We start from the raw sequence: 19,507 nt of genomic DNA, 5'->3' as shown, positions 1-19,507 counted from the left end.
ACCTTTAATATTGAATCTCATTTATGGTTAAATGCGCCACAGATTATTTTTTATAGTAGTTCCTGCGGAGTAAGCCGTGTCTAAACTGTTGCTGAACCTTCCCCTTTTTTCTAATCCTGGCCGTTATGCGGTGAAGCCCCTGGCTCTCGCCGTTGCTTTGGCTACTGCCCCATCTGTTATGGCGGTGGAAGCGAATGACGATGAAGTGGCTCTTGATAATGTTTATATCACTGGTGGTGCGGATGAAATCAGCCGCCAGCCAGGTTCAGCCACGCTGATCGATGATGTGGCACTGGATACGTTTGAATACACCGACATTCACCGGGTATTAAATGCGGTTCCTGGCGTTAACCTTCAGGAAGAAGACGGTTACGGTTTGCGTCCGAATATTGGTTTGCGTGGCACCGCTCCTGAACGCAGTAAGAAGGTCACAGTGATGGAAGACGGCGTGTTATCCGGCCCGGCTCCGTATTCAGCTCCTGCGGCCTATTATTTCCCGAATGTATCTCGTATGAGTGCGGTGGAAGTGTTTAAAGGCCCATCCACGATTCAGTATGGTCCCGCAACCATTGGCGGTGCCATTAACCTGGTAAGCCGCCCGATTCCTTTCAACCGTGAAGGGGAGGTTGATGTTCAGTACGGCAGCTTCAACTTTCAGCGTTTGGCGGCTCATTACGGCGGTCAACAGGGTGACTTTGGCTATCTGATTGAAGGCCTGAATGTCTCAACTGATGGTTTTAAGGATCTGGATACCGGCGAAGACACGGGTTTTGAACGCAACGACTTTAACTTAAAAACCAGCTATCAATTACAAGGCAGTGAGAGCAGCCAGTTATTTCAGCTGAAGTTGGGTTATGCCGATGAAAATTCAGATGAAACCTATCTGGGATTAACCAAAGATGACTTTGATGATGATGCGTATCGTCGTTATGCCGCATCACGTCTGGACAACATGGAATGGGAACATACCCAGATCCACCTGACGCATCAGTTTGAGATGAATGACTTTACGTTAACCACCGATGTGTATCGTAATGGATTCGAACGTGATTGGTTTAAGCTGAACAGTTTCAATACTAATGACGTTAGCCTGAGTGAAATCCTGGCAAATCCGGATGATCCGCAAAATCGTTCTTTCTATCAGATCCTGACTGGTGAGCGTGCCAGTGGCCAGTCTGAAGTAGAAGAGTTAAGAATTGGTAATAATGGTCGTGAATTTGTTTCTCAGGGTTTCCAGACTCGGGCAAATTATGTGCTGAACAGCGCTGATATCACGCACGATGTTGAGGTTGGTTTGCGCATTCATCAGGATGAAATCAAACGTCATCATACCGAGCAGAGTTACCGTATGCTGCAAGGCGGGGATTTGCAGGCCGTTGATGGTACGTTTGAATCCACCACTCGCAATAAAGATGAAGCAACAGCAATTGCGGTCTATATCAAAGATGATATTCAGATTGATAACACAACGATCACCGTTGGTGTACGTCATGAAGAAATCGAAACCACTCGTACCGTATACGACCTGGTTAATGGTTCTAAAGTAAGTAAAACGACATTAAATCAATCCATTACTCTGCCGGGTATCGGGGTATATTCCCAGCTCACCGAGAGCTTCGGTGTGTTAGGTGGTGTTCATAAAGGTTTCACTGCCGCAACGCCAAGCAGCTCCGCTGATATTCAGCCGGAAGAAAGCATCAATTATGAGTTTGGTGGTCGCTACAGTGGCTATGGCCAGGCGGAAGTCATTGCCTTCTTAAACGACTATAACCAGTTCAGCGGCACCTGCTCGTTCCAGAATGGCTGTGATAATGATCTGGTGGATGAGCAAGCCAATGCCGGTAATGCTCAGGTGTATGGTGTCGAAGCCAGTTGGGGTCATGAATATCAGCTCAGCAATCTGTCGTTACCAGTATCAACCAGCTATACCTACAGCCGTGGTGAGTTTGGTGAAGACTTTACTGATACCAGTGGAGCGTTTGGTGAAGCTGGTTTGGATATCGAAGAAGGCTACCGTATTGCTTACCTGCCAGAACATCGCCTGAATGTACAAACCGGTTTAACCAATGGCGTATGGGCTGTTCATGTATCTGCTTTGTATCAGAGCGAAGTGCGTAATGTGCCGGGCAAAGGCAGCATTGCCGAAGAAGATAAGGTCGATGCTTACACCGTATTCGATTTATCCGGTAGTTATCAGGTAACCAAGCAGTTACAGCTATACAGCACAGTTGATAACTTATTGGGTAACGAATATGTGGTAGCAGTTAAGCCTTATGGCTTCCGCCCGGGTAAAGATCGTTCCGTGAATGTGGGTGCTAAATTTAAGTTCTGATTGTGTTTTGATCCGAGTTTTAATCTAACTAGTACCGTACAAAAAAGCCCGTCATAGATTCAATATCTATGACGGGCTTTTTATTTTCAGGCAACTTGCAGAAGTTTTACTGATCCTGCAGTGCAGAGCTTACAGGTCTTTCAATGCAGAAATCGTATCCTGCAGCACCTTCTTCGCATCGCCAGCAACCATCAACGAGTTATCACGGATAAACAGCTCGTTTGGAATACCTGCAAAACCTGGTGATAAGCCACGTTTAACCACAACTACGGTTTTGGCGTTATGCACGTCCAGAATTGGCATACCAAAGATCGGTGAGTTTGGATCTTGTGCCGCTGCCGGGTTCACTACGTCGTTAGCACCCAATACGATAGTCACGTCGGTTTGCGAGAATTCCGGGTTAATGGCATCCATTTCAACCAGCTGATCGTATGGAACTTCGGCCTCGGCCAGTAATACGTTCATATGACCCGGCATACGACCGGCAACCGGGTGAATGGCGTATTTAACGCTGGCACCCTGAGCTTCCAGCATATTAGCCAGTTCACGGGTTGCGTGTTGTGCCTGGGCAACGGCTAAACCATAACCCGGAACAAAGACCACGTTTTGTGCGCCATCCAGCAACATAGCCAGCTCATCAGCAGAAGAGAACTTCACTTTACCTTCGTAGAAGGCATCGTTTTCATCACGGCTTACACCAGCTGTTTCAGCCATTGAACCACCAAACAGAACGTTGGTCAGTGAGCGGTTCATCGCTTTACACATAATGCTGGTTAAGATGATGCCCGATGCACCTACCAGAGAACCGGTGATAATCAGGCCGTTGTTCTCCAGCACAAAACCCGCGGCAGCGCCTGCTAAACCGGAGTATGAGTTCAGCAGGGCAACAACAACTGGCATGTCGGCACCGCCAATTGGCATCACCAGACAGATACCCAGTACCAGACACAGAACAATCAAACCAGCAATCAGCAGATCAGAGTTCAGTGGATCAACCGCCGCGAAGTAAGCCGCACCAGCCAGCAGAGCCACTAAGCACAGTTTTACGATGGTCTTAAACAGGAAAACTTTGTTGGAATCACCAATGCTGCCTTTTAATTTGCCCACGGCAATAAAAGAACCGGTTAAGGTAACGGCACCAATCAGAATCGACATAATAACGGCAATCGACCAGTCGTAGCTGGGAACAAACTTGCCCATTTCAGCCAGTTTCTGGCTCTCCAGATAGTTCGCCGCAGCAACCAGCAGAGATGCACCACCACCAATACCGTTCAGAGCGGCAACCAGTTCTGGCATATCGGTCATGGCGATTTTTTTCGCTAAGATCGCACCAATGGTGCCACCAATTAACACACCAATAATGATGTATTCGTAAGTCACCACGTTGTTGTCGAGCAGAGCAACGATAACCGCAATCAGCATGCCGGTGGCTGACATCTGGTTACCACGAACCGCCGTTTTGGGGGTGGTCATACCTTTGATGCCGAGGATAAACAGTACGGCAGAAACCAGGTAACCTAAATTAATTAATGTATCCACAAATCAGCCCCTTACTTCTTTTTAAACATATTCAGCATGCGGTCGGTCACCAAGAAACCGGCCACAATGTTGATGGTGGCTAAGGCAATTGCCGCAACGCCTAAAACGGTCGACAGAACCGTAGTGTGCTCACTGCCGCCAGAGCTGATAATCGCACCCACAACGACAATGCCGGAGATGGCATTGGTGCCACTCATTAACGGTGTGTGCAGGGTAGGCGGTACTTTATTGATCACTTCGACACCGACAAAAACAGCCAGCACAAAAATGGTCAGGCTCATGATGAACATTTCCATCTTGGGAATTCCTCTTAAGCGTTTTCGATTTGGGCTTTTAAGCCATCGTGTTTAATGGCACCGTCTTCGGTCACTAACGTGGCGGCGATGATGTCGTCTTCCATATCGATATTCAGCGCGCCATCAGCGGTCATATTCAGTAGGAAGGTGGTGATGTTTTTGGTTAACAGCTGTGATGCGTGTACCGGAACACGACCTGGGTGGTCGGTGTAACCAATAATGGTGACGCCATCCAGATAGACTTTTTCACCCGCAACTGTACCTTCGACGTTACCGCCACGTTCAGCCGCCAGATCGACAATCACGGAACCTTTTTTCATGTAATGCAGCATGTCTTTGGTGATCAGGCGTGGGCTGGCTTTACCCGGAATCGCGGCTGTGGTGATGACCATATCGGCTTGTGAGATTTTGGTGGTCATCTGTTCGCGCTGTTTGCGGTAGAAGGCTTCTGACTTCTCGCTGGCGTAACCCGATTCGTTGCCGCTTTCGGTTTCCAGGTCAAACTCGACGAACTTGGCACCCAGAGATTCTACCTGTTCGCGCACTTCGGCACGGGTGTCGTAGGCTTCCACTACAGCGCCTAAACGACGGGCGGTGGAAATCGCCATCAGGCCAGCAACGCCAGCACCAATGATGAATACACGTGCCGGGTGAATCGTACCCGCAGCGGTCATTAACATTGGGAAGTATTGTGGCAGTGCCATCGCACCCGCCAATACCGAACGGTAACCGCTGATGGCACCCATGGAGCTTAATACATCCATCGATTGCGCGCGTGTCGTCCGTGGAATAAATTCCAGCGCAAACGAACGCACTTTTTTCTCGGCTAACTGGCTGACCAGCGGCAAGTTAAACCAGGCATCCAGCAGACAGATCAGGGTACTGTTTTCTTTTAACAGTGGGATTTCCTGATCCAGCGGCTGGCGGACTTTTAAAATAATATCCGCTTGTTGGTATAACGACTCTGCGGTTGGCGCAATGCTGGCACCACAGTTACGGTATTCGTCGTCAGCAAAATGTGCCTCGTCACCGGCACCTTCCTGCACAACCACTTCAAAGCCGTTATCCAATAGCGCCTGAATACCCGACGGTATCAGGGCAACGCGGGCTTCCCCAGGATAAATTTCCTTAGGTACACCAATTAACATAGTGTGTACTCCTGTTAAGTTAATTATTAAATGTTTTTAAGCGAGCAAAAGCCGCCTGCAGCCAATAAATGACTGTGGAAAGCGACTTTTAAAATCAGGGATGTAGTTACATAAGGGTGTTACATAGCAATCGGCTTTTCTGACTCGTCAGCCGGGCGTAACCCCAGCGTATATAAGGTGTGTGAACGCACCTGCTCCAGCAGTTGAGCGTTATCAATCAGAGATTCACCATAAGAAGGAATCAACTGTTTCAGACGCTGTTGCCAGCCTGAGTTCATCTGTTGCTCAAAGCAGCGTTCCAGTACTTCAATCATGGCTTTGGCGGCAACCGAAGCACCGGGCGACGCGCCTAATAATGCAGCCAGAGAGCCATCCGCTGCGGCAACCAGCTCGGTACCAAATTCCAGTTTGCCTTTGCCGTTTTCATCTTTTTTGATGATCTGCACACGTTGTCCGGCGTGCGCTAAGCTCCAATCGCTTGCCTTCGCCGCTGGTAAATATTGCTGCAGAGTTTTAATTCGGTCTTCATGCGACTGCATCACTTCACTGATTAAATAACGCGTCAGATCCATATTGTTCAGACCAACCTGCATCATCGGCAGCAGATTATTGGCGCTGACGGATTTGATCAGATCCAGCTTCGAACCTTGCTTTAAAAACTGCGTGGTAAATCCGGCGTATGGGCCAAATAACAAGGCGGACTTGCCATTAATAATGCGGGTATCCAAATGAGGAACCGACATTGGTGGTGCACCGATGGCTGCTTTGCCGTACACCTTAGCGTGATGTTGTTTTATAACGTCCGGGTTCTGACAGACCAACCATTGGCCTGATACCGGGAAACCGCCGTAACCTTTGCTTTCAGGGATGTTGGATTTTTGCAGCAACGGCAAAGCACCGCCGCCAGCACCTAAAAACACAAACTTCGCCTGAATGGTTTCGGCCTGGCGGGTGATGCGGTTCTTAACCACAACCTGCCAATGATCTGCAGATTTGTTGAGCTGGCTGACTTCGTGATTCAGCAGCAGGTCAAAACCGTTCTGCTGCTCCAGGTTATTCACCAGATTACGGGTCAGCGAGCCAAAGTCGATATCCGCGCCATAGCTCACACGGGTAGCGGCAACCGCTTCATCCTGACCTCGCTCGGCCATCACCAGTGGCATCCATTGTTGTAAAACCGCCGGATCTTCGCTGTATTCCATATCGGCAAATAATGGATGAACCGACAACTTCTGGTAGCGTTTGCGTAAAAATTCAACGTTGTCTTTACCCCAAACAAAGCTGATGTGTGGGGTTGGGTTGATAAACTGTTGTGGTGCCGGTAAATCACCGGAAGCAATAAGAGAAGACCAGAGTTGCAAAGAGACTTCGAAATTAGCGTTGATGGCTAATGCACGTTCTATTTCAACCTCACCCTTGGCATTTTCCGGGGTGTAGTTGAGTTCACAATAACCCGCATGGCCAGTACCGGCGTTGTTCCAGCCATCGGTACTTTCGGCGGCAATCTCGTCGAGGCGCTCAACCATCAAAATATTCAGTGATGGATCAAGCTTCTTCAGTAAAGTGGCCAGTGTTGTGCTCATGACACCACTGCCGACTAGTAAGGCATCAACGTGTTTTTTGGTCATCGTCAGTCTCCTGGGCCTGTTATTCAGGCACCTGTTCGGGAACAGCTCTTGTTTCAGAGTTGATCCGATTCCGGATGGCACAGGTCAGCGCCGGTTATTCAGAGCTTATGGCTCGATATTGATCAGATTGGTCAGGCCAATGGCGACAATATGGCGATTTATACGGATATGCGACTTTAGTCGCAATAGCTGAGACAGTTATCAATCAGTAGAGTTTTTTATATTTTGCATAAGCTTTTGTTTATGGATCAGCTGTTATCTATTTGTATTCGATTATATTTTGATCGTTTTTGTATAAGAAACTGTCCTCAAAGGCCTTGGTTGTGACGTATTCAGCTTTTTGGTTGTTATTTGATCAGCAACTAGGGTTTGGTTTTTGGATTCCTTACCAGAGAGGGGGGACGTATTACTCCTTTCAGATGAAGCTGTCTTATGAATCAGAAAATTATTTCATAACGGGTGGATTTTTAGTTTTTAACTGAACCTTTAGAGATTAAAAGTAATATTTAAATTCCAAAAGGGTATAAAAGTAATCGTCTGACGTGCCGTTATAAAGGGTGTAACGAACTAAGTTGAGCCCCGCATCGTGGGCAATAGCCACCTCGGGTGGCAAAGGAGACGAAGCTATGCCTCAAATTATTAATACCAACATTGCCTCGATTAATGCCCAGCGTAACCTGGACAAATCGCAGTCTGCTAACCAACAAGCACTGCAGCGTTTGTCATCCGGTCTGCGTATTAACAGCGCAAAAGACGACGCGGCGGGTCTGGCTATTTCGACTCGTTTTACCTCCCAGATCAAAGGTCTGAATGTTGCGACCCGAAACGCGGGTGACGGTATTGCACTGGCGCAAACCGCTGAAGGTGCACTGGGTTCTATTAACGACAGCTTACAGCGTATTCGTGAGCTGGCGGTTCAGTCTGCTAACGCAACCAACTCCGATGTTGACCGTGATGCATTGCAGGCAGAGGTTGATCAGCTGGTTGCTGAGATTACCCGTACTTCTGAAGAAACTGATTTCAACGGCCGTAATCTGTTAGACGGCTCTTTTGCTGCAACCTTCCAGATTGGTGCTAATGCCGGTCAGACGGTAGATATCTCTATTGCAGAGTTAACGGCTGATAAACTGGGTTCTTCATCTCAGTCTGGTTTGAGTGCTATCGGTACTGACAGTGCGTTGGAAAATGGCGACTTAACCATTAATGGTGTTGCAATTTCAGCTTCTCGCGCAGAAGACGACACGGCTTCTGTTGCTAATAATTCAGCTTCAGCAATCTCCAAGGCGGCTGCAATTAACCGTTTTGCTGATCAAACCGGTGTGACGGCTCAGGTAAACGAAAATGTTGCTGCCGGTAGTGAGCAAACTGGCTTAGCTGGCTCTGGTAAGTTTACGTTGAACGGCGTAGATATTTCTTTCTCTACCACTACTGATGCGGCACAAACTCGTGCAGCCATTTCTCAGGCGATCAATGCGGTTGCAGATCAGACTGGTGTGAAGGCGATTGATACTGAGTCTGGAGCGACAGGTGTGAACCTGGTTGCTGAAGATGGTCGTAATATTACTCTGACTTTTGACACGACCGATTTGACTGGTCTTGATCAAAATACTTTCGCATCAGCAACTGGCCTTTCAGGTGGTGCGGATAATGGTGGTTCAGGTTCGGTTTACACCAACACTTACGAGGGTGGTTATACCCTGATTGCAGATGGGGATCAGAAATCGATTGAAATTGGTGGTGGTAATGGTACCGGCCGTGGTGACCTGGCCAATGCGGGTTTAACCGCGGGTACTTACGACCGTGCCGAAGCGGTTACCGTTTCCAGTAAAGAGTCGGATAGTTCTACAGCGTCGTCAATTGGTGCTGACTCAGCAGCTCTGACCAATAAAGTTGCTCGTGCTGATGATAATCGTGCATCGCTGGATGGTGGCTCATTTGCAAACCGCTTGATTGCAACGGCTGAAACTACAACGGCGGATACTGAATTTGCAGTGGATGTGAATGGTACCGTTAGTAATGTGCAGGTTGCAGCGGGTCAAACCACAGCACAGGCCGCCGCTACTCTGGATGGTGTAACAGGCATTGACGTGCAGGAACGCATTGAATTCAGCGTTTCTAACTACGCAACTGCAGCGAATACTGCTGGTACTTTGACTCTTGCTGGTGCAAACATTGCTCTGGCTTCTTCAGATACCTTTACCGGTGGTACTGCAACAGCAGATCGTTTAACAGCATTGGCTGATTCGATTAACACCGCTACAGGTTTTACTGCTGGAGTGACGGTTACAGCGGAACTGAACTTCGCTAAAACAGCAGTCAATATTACGGTGATTGATGACACTCAAAGTGGTACGGGCCAAACCATCGCAACGGATGCCGGTACAACCTCTCTGACTTCTGCAGATTCCGCAGGTGCTGTGTCTGTTACGAATACAGCTCTGACATTGCAGGGCAGCCTGGAAATCAAGAATACCACTGCTGGCCAGTCCGTTAGTGTTACTGGTACAGAAGCTGGTGGTGCCAGCAATGCTGAAATTTTGGATGCAGGTACGCAAACCATTACAACCGATGGCTCTGATGTGCTGGCGACTTCTGGTGAAAATCAGCTGACCATTGCTGTTGGTGATGCAGCGCCAGTGACTTCCACGATTGCGGCAAACTCAACTGTTGCTGATATTGCAAACAGCATCAATACTGCCAGCAATGGCGTTAAGGCTTATGAAGAGATCAACCTGACTCTGGATGGCTCAACACTGGAGTCTGGTGATGTGCTGGATATTGCCGGGGTTGATGTCACGGTTGCTGGTGCTACTGGTAATTTATCGGATCTGGTTGATGACATTAACAGTACTGACTTCTCAGGCGCTAACGTTGATGTTTCTGCAACATTGGACAGCAGCGGTGAAATTGCCTTGCAGATTCGTAACTACTCAGCCACTGAAGTCACTATTGCTACTGAAGCGGAAGGTCGTGCTTTAACGGCTGAAAATGCCAACGGTGATTCCTTCGAAATTACTTCGGTTACTAAGAATGTTTCTGGTGAGTTGAAGTTCTTCTCTGAAGATGGCCAGGATGTATCGGTTAGCTTGTCTGATCCGGACGTGGGTGGTGAGCTGTATTCAGGTAACTCATCGACTGTTGACTATACCGGTGTTAATGGGCTTGAAGATGGCGATGTACTGATTAATGGTGTGACCATTGGTGGTGCCGATGTTAATGCTGATACGGCGTCCGCGACTGTAGCATCCGATGGTGCTCGTATCTTGTCTTCTGAAAAGTCTCAGTCAGCTATCGCGATTGCTGCGGCTGTAAACGAAGTTTCTGACGAGACGGGTGTTACTGCAACTGTTAACGCAACGGAAGTTGTAGGTGGCACCGGCGTTGATACCTCTACACTATCTCAATTTGAGCAGGGTGATCAGGCTGGCATTTTCATCAACGGTGTTGAAATTGGTGTTGTGACTCTGCAGAACGATGCAGGGAATAATATTGATACTGACCGTGCACGAGCTGATGCCTTGAATCTGATCAATCAGAATGCCGGTAAAACCGGGGTTACTGCAGAGGACAACGGTGTATCTCTGACCCTGACTGCTGCTGATGGTCGTAACGTATCTATCGCGATCGATGACCGCTCTGGTGCTAACGCTTCTATCGGTGCGCTGTTTGGTCTGGATTCTTCGGTTGCCGGCATTGGTGAATCAACCTTTGGTGCTGCATCAGTCGACGGTGCTGCCACTTCTTCCGAAGCGGCGACATACGAAACTACATACGGTACTGTGAAGCTCTCTTCTGCTAAAGAGTTCACCTTAGAAGGTGGTGCTAACGGTAATTCTGAGTTGAACGCATTGGGTCTGGCAACAGGCACCTATGGTGGTGGTGAAGATGGTCAGTTCCTGAGTGATATTGATATCTCTACCTTCGAAGGTGCAACAGCTGCAATTACTGCCATCGATAACGCGATTGGCCAGGTAGCCAGCCAGCGAGCTGACTTGGGTGCGATTCAGAACCGTCTGGAATCTACTGTAAGTAACCTGCAGATCACCTCTGAAAACCTGAATGCTGCAAACTCCCGTATTCAGGATGCGGACTTCGCGGCTGAAACAGCGGAACTGCAGCGTACTAACGTACTGCAGCAGGCGGGTATTTCGGTACTGGCTCAGGCCAACGCCGCCGGTCAGCAGGTTCTGTCTCTGCTGGGATAAGTTCTTAAGAACTTACTTCTACGGCCTTTTGCCCTCTGGGTGAGGCCGTAGTTCCCCATTAAGAGATATGAGGTGATTTATGAGTGATTTAAAAGCCAATATTAATGATCGGGTTCTGCAGCTTTCTTCTGCAGCACAAAAACCGGTAACGGCTGTATCCTCGGGTGCTCGTGCATATCAGGCAGAACAGGGAGCGGCGGTATCCGGCAAGGATTTGCCGCAATCCACTGCTCCGGCTGCCACCGCTGAAAGCGAAGCTATTAGCCGCGAGAAGGTGAAGGAAGCCATCTCAAAGTTAAACGATTATGTACAATCAACCGAACGTACGCTGGACTTTCAGTTAGACGAGGATAGTGGCCAAACCGTTATTAAAGTGTTTGATAAGCAGTCTTCTGAGTTGATTCGTCAGATTCCCGACGAGCTGGCTCTGACACTGGCGCAGAAATTGAATGACGAAGAACCATCGTTATTATTCAGCGCTCAGGTGTAAGCAAGGCTCTTGTGATTAACAGATGACTTAACTGACACAGGCTCTAATAATAACCCCGGATCGGCCGATAAGGTTGATACCGGGGTTTTCTTTTTTCAGCTCTCAACCGCAAGGTATTGAGGAAGTATATGGCAGCAATTGAATCGTTGGGTTTAGGCTCTGGCGTTTTGACCAATGATCTGGTAGACAAAATCATTGGTGCAGAACGAGAAGCCAGTGAGCTTCGCTTAGATCGCGAAGAAACTATTGTTGATGCCAAAATTACCGCTTATGGTGAAATTCAGTCGCTGGCGGATAAGCTGAAATCCGCGGCTGGCGCACTGGCTTCTCCCAGTGAGGCGGGCTCAACCATTGCGACCTCTTCTGATGAGTCCATTTTAACGGCAACCGGTTCGGCATTAGCTGATCCGGGCACTTACAATATCGAAGTGTTAAATACGGCTAAGTCACATTCATTGGTAACGGCGGCGTATTCCAGTTTTAACGAAATTATTGGTTCGGGTGAGATTCGTATCACCTTTGGTGAGATCAGTTATAACGCTGGTGGTGATTTTCTCAGCCAGGATGTGAACCCTGATAAGGGTGGTGATCCGATCACCATTGATTCATCTAACCAAACTTTGAGCGGTATTCGCGATGCCATTAATAACGCTAATATTGGCGCGCGTGCGAATATTATTAACGACGGCACGGGTTATCGCCTGGTTATCAGCTCAGAAGATACTGGTGCTGAAAATGCGCTACGCATTGAGACTTTTGATGCCGATGGCAATCTGGCGACATCCGGCTTGTCGGCGTTGGCCTTTAATGAAAATCAAAACGGCAGTGGTAATCTGGAAGAGACTGCCCGTGGCGAAGATGCTCAATTGCAGGTTAACGGCCTGACTATTACCCGCTCATCCAATTCGGTGGATGAAGTCATTGATGGCGTCACACTGGACTTAAAAAGTGCGGATGTCGGAAAACAAGTCACGGTTTCTGTTGAGCCGGACTCTGAAGGTATTCAGGAAAATATTCAGGCGTTTGTTGATGCTTACAATGAATTTAAAAAATTCTCTGATGACCTGACTTCCTTTAATTCTGATACCGAACAAGCGGGTTTGTTATTAGGTGATTCCACCATTCGTTCGATTCAACAACAAATCCGTTCGTTAATCAGCCAACCCATTGTTGGTTTGGCGGGTACGCAGTATCGTTCTTTAACTGAATTAGGTGTAAACACCGATCGCAACAACGATTTTTTGTTAGGATTTGATGCCTCTGTTTTTAACAAAGCCATCCGTAACGAGCCGGATTCAATTGTTAGTATTCTGTCGAAGAGTGGCAATACTTCCGATAGCCAGATTACTTATGTCAATGACTCCATTAATACCCAGCCAGGTAGTTACGGAGTCGAGATTACTCAGCTTGCAACTCAAGCCAAACTCCTTGGCGGCAGTGTCAGTACGTTGGACTTTTCCCAGCCGGTGATCATCGATGAAAACAATGACGGCTTCACCATTAATGTTGATGGTACTAATGAAGCGGTAACATTAACCCATGGCAGTTATGCCACTGGTGATGACTTAGCCAAACAAATTGCGCTGCAGATTAATAGCGGAAAAAATATCCGTAATAACTTCTCGTCGGTTTCGGTTGATTACAATGCGAATAACCAGTCGTTTGATATTACCTCCAATAAATTTGGCTCGAAATCACGCGTTTCTTTTACCAGTGTGGATTCAAATTCTGCCAATACCTTAGGGTTTAATATTCTTGGCAAAGGTGAGTACCAAGGTGTTCCTTTAACGACCATTAACTCCGATGCATTTTTAGGTGAGGGCGCCTCTACTCAACCAGGCAGTCGTGCCTTAGCACAAAATGAAGGCATTAACTTTGCTGCCAATAACGCCACCTTTTCCATTGATATTGGAGGTGGCCCTGTTGCGGTCACCGTTAATCAAAATGCAGCCGGTAATGACTTAAATAGTGATGGTGTAATTGGTGATCGCAAAGATACTTTGCAGGCAATTCAGACGGCGATCGATGCTACTTCATTAAACGGTGATGTTGAAGCCAGCTTTGATAACAACGGAAATCTGATTTTTAACACCACGGCTGTGGGTGATGCTCAACAAATTGAAATTACCGCCGTTGGTAGCTCTGTGGCTGATGGTCAGTTAGGCCTGGATGCGACCCAGGGCGTTCAAATTAATGGTGATGATGCCGGTATTACTTTTTCTGATCCGGTTGAATTTAATCTCACTGTTGATGGTGTGACGACGTCATCCAAAGTCAGTGTGCCAGCAGGCACGTATCTCAATGGCGACGATATGGCGACCGCCATTCAAGCGGCCATTAAAACGCAATTAGATGTTGATCCTGAATTTTCAGCAGTAACCAGAGGAGCTGAGACATCAGTTGGTAGCCGTGATATCAGTACCAATATTGATTTTTCCAGCGTGAATGCTGGTTTCACCCTGAATGTTTCTGGTGTGGAAAAAGAAGTCATTGTGAACTCGGACTCCGGCGATAATGTTGCCGATGTTCAGGCCGCGTTAGACACCGCTTTTGGTGCCAATGTTGTGACTGCCAGTCAGGATGGTAATGGCCTGAAGTTAACCACTGTCGTTGCTACACCACCGACCACTCCGCCACATCAGGATTTTATTCAGGTGACCAGTGATGGACGTGGTGCCCAAACGTCGGCTGGCGCTGTGATTAACTCAGGTGTTGATTTCAGCGGCGCTAATAACGCTACCTTTACGCTGGCGGTTGCCGGTATCGATATTAATGTTGATGTAAATGGCAACGGAACAAATGGCAATAATGATAAAAACTCTACGCTGAATGTGGTTCAGCAAGCACTGGATCGGGCTTTGGTGTCTTCAGGGCAATTCCAAGCTGGTGATGTGGTAGCTAAGCTGGATGACTCTGACCAGTTGTACTTTGAAACCTTGTCGAAAGAAGGTACCAAAACCGCAGCAACCTTTGGTGCTGCTGCGCAGATTGAAATTAAAAATCTCGGTGGTGCCGCTGCTACCACGCTTGGTTTAACCGCTGAGACGCAAACCAACGGCTATGATGCATTTGGCTTATCGGATACCCGTAGCTATGGCTATGATGTGATTCCTGAGGTGTCTTACGAGTTTGACCCGGAAACCAACCTCGGTTCTTTTGCTATTAATATTGGTGGTAATGCTACCAGCGTGTCTTTTTCGGATCTGGATACACCTGCGGTTACCATTTTTGGTTTATTGGATGCAGACAGTTTTACGCCGCGTGGTGCCACCGGTACGGACGTTGCGGGAAAAATTAACGGGGTTGATGCAAAAGGTAATGGCCAGTTTTTAACCGCTGAAAATGGCAATAAAGAAGCCACCAATGGGTTTTATATTGCTAACCCAACTGCCGATTTGAGCAGTGGTATCACCATTAATAGCTCAAATAATACGTTCACAATTAATGTCGATGGTACCGAAGCAGAAATTACCTTGGTAGATGGTGCTTATAATTCAGGTGAAACCCTTGCAGCTGCTTTGCAAAAAGCCATTAACGACAATGCGACTCTAAAAGCTGAAAAAATAAGCGTAAAAGTCGAATTTAATAATGATCCAGAGTCTTTTGCCTTTCAGAAGCTGGGGATTATTTCGGCATCAACGGGCGCAGAATCATCGGTTACCATGGTGGATGTACCTGCGGGTGCTGCAGCGGCATTTGGTTTTATTGCGGGTCGAGCTGATGGCGAAGCCGGAAAAGCCAAAGAAGGTGAAATAGACCCATCCAGCGGCATTCGTTTAAAAGTTACGGGTGGCATCATAGGTAATCGGGGTAATGTGACGTATATCACCGGTTTTGGTGATCAGCTGAATGATATTCTCGGCAGCATCCTGGATGGTTCCAGCGGAACCATCAAAACCCGGCAAGATGCATTGGATAAAGAGAAACTGACTATTACCGAAGATCGGGAGCGCCTGGATACGCGCCTGGCCGCTCAGGAAGCACGCTTAAAAAGTCAGTTTTTATTTAATGACGCCATTATTCAGAAACTGAATTCCACGGGTGATTTTATTAAACAGCAGTTTGAAGCTATTACCGGCGCGAATCAGCGGAACTAGCTATCCTTGAGTCATAGGGGATAAAATAAAAAATGCCCGTTTCAAAGTGACTTGAAGCGGGCATTTTTATTATCTGCGTTTTTATTCACAGAAGTTTTATTAGCTGTTCTTGTATTAACCGTGATACTTGATCACTGTTTCGACTTCTTTAGCCGAGCCCATCACAACGGAAACGCGCTGGTGAATACCTTCCGGTTTTACCGACATAATATCCTCGAATGCTGTTGAGGCTTTACCACCGGCTTGCTCAATTAGCATGCTCATTGGATTACCTTCGTACATCAAACGCAGCTTGCCCGGTTTTTTTGGATCACGTTTGTCGTAGGGGTACATAAAGATACCACCACGGGTCAGGATGCGATGGATTTCCGCTACCATGGAAGCAATCCAACGCATGTTATAACGCTTGCCTAGAGGGCCTTCTTCACCTTGCAGCAAGTCAGCAACATAGCTTTGCATTTCTGGCAGCCAGAAACGCTGGTTCGACATATTGATGGCAAATTCCTGGGTTTCTGCAGGAACCTGGATGTTTTCACGCTGCAAGAAGAATTCACCATCGCGAGGGTCCAGCGTAAATGAAAATACACCGTTACCGACGGTTAAAACTAATAATGTCGATGGGCCATACAGAACATAACCGGCGGCAACTTGCTCTGTGCCTGCTTGCAGGTAAGCTTGTTGTTGCGCTGCGTCGGCATCCGGTGCGGCTTTCAGAATGGAAAAAATAGTACCAACGGTGACATTCACGTCGATATTGGAGGAACCGTCCAGCGGGTCAAACAACACCAGGTATTCACCATTGTCGTTGCAGGCAACTGGCTCATCTTCTTCTTCGCTGGCGATGCCTTTCACGTGAGCAATTTTAGCCAGCGTATCTTTGATCAGATCGTTGGAGATAACATCCAGCTTCTTCTGACATTCACCCTGAACGTTTTCCTGCTCGGCGCTGCCTAAGATGCCTGCCAGAGAACCCAGGTGCAGTTGATGGGTGATGTCTTTGCACGCAACCATCAGTCCGTCGATGATTTCAGTGACGGCCAGATTGTCACAGTGCTGATCCAGGAAGGGGCGCAGGCGTTGCATGATGGATGATCCTCTCTCTCAGGCGATTTCAAATGCGGCGCAGTCTACCGGAAAATTGCTGGAATTTCAGTCGATCTCTGCTAATGAACATTTGAAAACCGTAAGAAAAGCGCGATTCACCTGTCAAAAGTCATATTTCCAAGCTTGGGGACAGACAAAGATGTCAGTACACTATGGCCTTTCTCTACGACAAGTGTACTAGTCATGCGTCTTCATATTCTTGGCATTTGCGGCACCTTTATGGGGTCTTTGGCTCAGCTGGCTAAAGCGCAAGGCCATCGGGTTTCCGGCTCGGATGCCGGCGTTTACCCTCCCATGAGTGACCAGCTGCAGGCTGCTGGTATTGAATTAACCGAAGGGTTTGATCCGACAGGTATTCCCAGTGATGTCGATCTGGTGATTATTGGCAATGCTATGTCGCGCGGTAATCCATCGGTGGAATATGTGCTGGATCGTGGCATTGCTTATATGTCTGGCCCGCAGTGGCTGGGTCAGTATGTGTTACAGGGAAAATGGGTGGCTGCCGTGTCGGGTACCCATGGCAAAACCACGACGTCCAGTATGCTGGCCTGGATTTTAGAATATGCTCAGATGGCACCGGGCTTTTTGATTGGTGGCGTACCCGAAAATTTTGGCGTTTCCGCACGTTTGCCTGGTTCTGCTGAACTCGGCGACTCGCCGTTTTTTGTCATCGAAGCTGATGAATACGATACGGCCTTTTTTGATAAGCGTTCTAAGTTTGTTCATTACCAGCCGCGCACTCTGATTGTTAATAATCTCGAATTTGATCATGCTGATATCTTCACTGACTTAGCAGCGATTGAACGTCAGTTTCATCATGTGATTCGCACCGTTCCGACCTCCGGATTGGTTGTTGCTCCGACTAATGAACCTGCTATTCAGCGGGTATTGGAGATGGGTTGTTGGACCCCTGTACAAAGGTTTGGGCAGGATACAGAGGCTGCTCCTTGTGATTGGCAATGGCGTCTTGATAAGGCGGATGCTTCGCAGTTTTCTCTACTGGCCGACGGCATAGAAGTCACAGTTAATTGGTCACTGAGTGGTTTGCATAATGTCTCGAATGCGATTGCTGCCATAATTGCTGCTCGCCATATGGGGGTGACACCTGAGGTTTCGGCCAAAGCATTGGCCGAATTTATTTCAGTGAAGCGCCGTATGGAGCTGGTGGGTGAGGTTAACGGCATTCAGGTATTTGACGATTTTGCTCATCATCCTACCGCCATTAAAACCACGCTGGCCGGCGCCAAAGCACGATTGCAGTCTGATAATCCGTCTGGTCGAGTGATTGCGGTATTGGAGCCACGTTCCAACACCATGAAACTGGGTGTGCATAAAAATGACTTGGCCGAGTCGGTGGTCGACGCCGATCAGGTGTTTTGGTTTCAGCCGGTGAATATCGACTGGTCGGTTGCTGATATTGCTGAGCAGTGTGGTGTACCGGCGGTGTGTTTTGATGATCTGGCCGAGCTGCGAACCTCGATTGTGTCGCAGGCAAAGCCGGGTGATCGGATTGTGGTGATGTCGAATGGTAGCTTTGGTGGTTTACCACGTTTGTTAGTCAGCGATTTAGCGGATACGGAGGGCAGGGGATGACCGATGTCATTCAAGAGCGCATTTGTGTTGCTATTACCGGTGCTTCCGGCTCGTTATATGCGTTGCGCTTAATTGAAGTGTTGGTGAAAGCCGGTAAACCGGTCGACGTCATTATTTCAAAAGCCGCACAACTGGTATTCGCCACAGAAGTGAATTTAGCGATCCCGGCCAAGCCACAAGCTCAGGCCGAATTTCTGGCTAAGCACTTTGCAGTGGATGCCAATCTGGTTCGCGCCTTTGGTCGTGAAGACTGGATGGCGCCCTGGGCATCTGGTTCTGGTCAGCCGGGTCCGGTTGTGGTGTGTCCATGCAGCACCGGTACCTTATCCGCAATCGCTACGGGTGCCAGTAACAATCTGATTGAGCGAGCAGCGGATGTGGCGTTAAAAGAGCGTCGACAACTGATTCTGGTACCGCGCGAAACACCGTACTCAGAAATTCACCTGCAAAATATGTTAAGCCTGACGCGCATGGGAGCCGTTATTTTGCCGGCATCACCGGGCTTTTATCATCAACCGGAAACGATAGAACAATTAATTGATTTTGTTGTCGCCCGTATTTTAAACCAATTAAATATTTCCCAGCAGTTAATGCCTGCATGGGGAAAAGATAACGACCATCAGGAGTCAAACGTATGACTAATCAATCGACAGCCACTGCCAAAGAATCGAATCAGGAACCGGGCCAGGAACCTGATATTGTGAAATGGGTTGGCCTGGGTTTTGTGATTGGTTTGGTCGTTGCTGTGATTACCCTGGAGATGTATGGCTACATCAAGCACCCCAGTGAAGTCGATAAAGCGACCATTGCCGAATTTAAATTATTATCGCTGCAAACCGAAGCGGATGTGCGGGTATCTGAAAAAGATTCGGGCAAAGAAGCATTTTGTGCCAATGATTATCTGTTAGTACGCCCAACCAACGGTAATGCGGTGGCTGGTATTCTGGTGGATAAAAAAAATCGCCCGGTTAACTGCCGTTATGGTTTCGCCAAAACCGAATCCGAGGCCAGTTATCTGAAGCAGCAAGAATCCAAAAAATAAGCATCTGAAAACAAAAGATCGTTAAAACAAAAA

Annotated in this window: 12 protein-coding genes; 7 read left to right on the top strand and 5 right to left on the bottom strand. The window is 47.9% G+C overall.

Annotated features, from left to right (window positions below; translation table 11 throughout):
• The first annotated feature begins 76 nt into the window (after positions 1-76).
• The gene (locus KFF03_RS13275) at positions 77-2,332 is read left to right on the top strand and encodes a TonB-dependent receptor domain-containing protein (RefSeq protein ID WP_255857406.1); all 2,256 of its coding nucleotides are present in this window, start codon (positions 77-79) and stop codon (positions 2,330-2,332) included.
• A gap of 129 nt (positions 2,333-2,461) precedes the next feature.
• Here KFF03_RS13275 and KFF03_RS13270 read toward each other — a convergent pair whose 3' ends face one another.
• The 4 genes from KFF03_RS13270 to mqo form a co-directional block, all read right to left on the bottom strand.
• Positions 2,462-3,871: an NAD(P)(+) transhydrogenase (Re/Si-specific) subunit beta gene (locus tag KFF03_RS13270; RefSeq protein ID WP_255857405.1), complete on the bottom strand. Its 1,410-nt coding sequence runs from the start codon at positions 3,869-3,871 to the stop codon at positions 2,462-2,464.
• An 11-nt stretch (positions 3,872-3,882) separates the two neighbouring features.
• On the bottom strand, positions 3,883-4,167 hold the full coding sequence (locus KFF03_RS13265) for an NAD(P) transhydrogenase subunit alpha (RefSeq protein WP_255857404.1): 285 nt from the start codon (positions 4,165-4,167) through the stop codon (positions 3,883-3,885).
• Positions 4,168-4,181: 14 nt separating this feature from the next.
• The gene (locus KFF03_RS13260) at positions 4,182-5,315 is read right to left on the bottom strand and encodes a Re/Si-specific NAD(P)(+) transhydrogenase subunit alpha (RefSeq protein WP_255857403.1); all 1,134 of its coding nucleotides are present in this window, start codon (positions 5,313-5,315) and stop codon (positions 4,182-4,184) included.
• A 119-nt stretch (positions 5,316-5,434) separates the two neighbouring features.
• Positions 5,435-6,970 (bottom strand): malate dehydrogenase (quinone), encoded by a 1,536-nt coding sequence (gene mqo, locus KFF03_RS13255; protein WP_255860916.1) that lies wholly within the window; start codon positions 6,968-6,970, stop codon positions 5,435-5,437.
• Between the two features lie 599 nt (positions 6,971-7,569).
• On the opposite strand from mqo, the gene KFF03_RS13250 reads away from it, so the two are divergent.
• The 3 genes from KFF03_RS13250 to fliD all read left to right on the top strand — a co-directional run bounded on the left by KFF03_RS13250 (position 7,570) and on the right by fliD (position 15,735).
• Complete coding sequence (locus tag KFF03_RS13250) at positions 7,570-11,148, top strand: flagellin (RefSeq protein ID WP_255857402.1); 3,579 nt, start codon at positions 7,570-7,572, stop codon at positions 11,146-11,148.
• A gap of 79 nt (positions 11,149-11,227) precedes the next feature.
• The gene (locus tag KFF03_RS13245; protein WP_255857401.1) at positions 11,228-11,638 is read left to right on the top strand and encodes a flagellar protein FlaG; all 411 of its coding nucleotides are present in this window, start codon (positions 11,228-11,230) and stop codon (positions 11,636-11,638) included.
• Positions 11,639-11,766: 128 nt separating this feature from the next.
• Positions 11,767-15,735 carry a flagellar filament capping protein FliD gene (gene fliD / locus KFF03_RS13240; RefSeq protein WP_255857400.1) on the top strand — a complete coding sequence of 1,323 codons (3,969 nt, stop codon included), beginning with the start codon at positions 11,767-11,769 and terminating at the stop codon, positions 15,733-15,735.
• 114 nt (positions 15,736-15,849) lie between these two features.
• Here the strand turns inward: fliD and KFF03_RS13235 are convergent, their stop codons facing one another.
• Complete coding sequence (locus KFF03_RS13235; protein WP_255857399.1) at positions 15,850-16,818, bottom strand: class 1 fructose-bisphosphatase; 969 nt, start codon at positions 16,816-16,818, stop codon at positions 15,850-15,852.
• Positions 16,819-17,022: 204 nt separating this feature from the next.
• On the opposite strand from KFF03_RS13235, the gene mpl reads away from it, so the two are divergent.
• Genes mpl through KFF03_RS13220 form a run of 3 tightly spaced genes read left to right on the top strand, consistent with a single transcriptional unit; the run spans position 17,023 to position 19,474 of the window.
• The gene (gene mpl / locus KFF03_RS13230; protein ID WP_255857398.1) at positions 17,023-18,432 is read left to right on the top strand and encodes a UDP-N-acetylmuramate:L-alanyl-gamma-D-glutamyl-meso-diaminopimelate ligase; all 1,410 of its coding nucleotides are present in this window, start codon (positions 17,023-17,025) and stop codon (positions 18,430-18,432) included.
• On the top strand, positions 18,429-19,070 hold the full coding sequence (locus KFF03_RS13225; protein WP_255857397.1) for a flavin prenyltransferase UbiX: 642 nt from the start codon (positions 18,429-18,431) through the stop codon (positions 19,068-19,070). The genes mpl and KFF03_RS13225 overlap by 4 nt, the downstream gene beginning before the upstream one ends.
• The gene (locus KFF03_RS13220) at positions 19,067-19,474 is read left to right on the top strand and encodes a hypothetical protein (protein WP_255857396.1); all 408 of its coding nucleotides are present in this window, start codon (positions 19,067-19,069) and stop codon (positions 19,472-19,474) included. The genes KFF03_RS13225 and KFF03_RS13220 overlap by 4 nt, the downstream gene beginning before the upstream one ends.
• Positions 19,475-19,507: the final 33 nt, after the last annotated feature.

Origin of the sequence: Bacterioplanoides sp. SCSIO 12839 (assembly GCF_024397975.1) — a bacterium.
GTDB lineage: Bacteria > Pseudomonadota > Gammaproteobacteria > Pseudomonadales > Oceanobacteraceae > Bacterioplanoides.
Note: the sequence above shows the minus strand (reverse complement) of the source record. Positions and strands in the feature narration are given on the sequence as shown.

Excerpts from the sequence above, each read along its gene's own strand:
- KFF03_RS13265 (WP_255857404.1), bottom strand. The coding sequence starts at position 4,167 with ATGGAAATGTTCATCATGAGCCTGACCATTTTTGTGCTGGCTGTTTTT.
- KFF03_RS13260 (WP_255857403.1), bottom strand. The coding sequence starts at position 5,315 with ATGTTAATTGGTGTACCTAAGGAAATTTATCCTGGGGAAGCCCGCGTT.
- KFF03_RS13250 (WP_255857402.1), top strand. The coding sequence starts at position 7,570 with ATGCCTCAAATTATTAATACCAACATTGCCTCGATTAATGCCCAGCGT.
- KFF03_RS13245 (WP_255857401.1), top strand. The coding sequence starts at position 11,228 with ATGAGTGATTTAAAAGCCAATATTAATGATCGGGTTCTGCAGCTTTCT.
- fliD (WP_255857400.1), top strand. The coding sequence starts at position 11,767 with ATGGCAGCAATTGAATCGTTGGGTTTAGGCTCTGGCGTTTTGACCAAT.
- KFF03_RS13235 (WP_255857399.1), bottom strand. The coding sequence starts at position 16,818 with ATGCAACGCCTGCGCCCCTTCCTGGATCAGCACTGTGACAATCTGGCC.
- mpl (WP_255857398.1), top strand. The coding sequence starts at position 17,023 with ATGCGTCTTCATATTCTTGGCATTTGCGGCACCTTTATGGGGTCTTTG.
- KFF03_RS13225 (WP_255857397.1), top strand. The coding sequence starts at position 18,429 with ATGACCGATGTCATTCAAGAGCGCATTTGTGTTGCTATTACCGGTGCT.
- KFF03_RS13220 (WP_255857396.1), top strand. The coding sequence starts at position 19,067 with ATGACTAATCAATCGACAGCCACTGCCAAAGAATCGAATCAGGAACCG.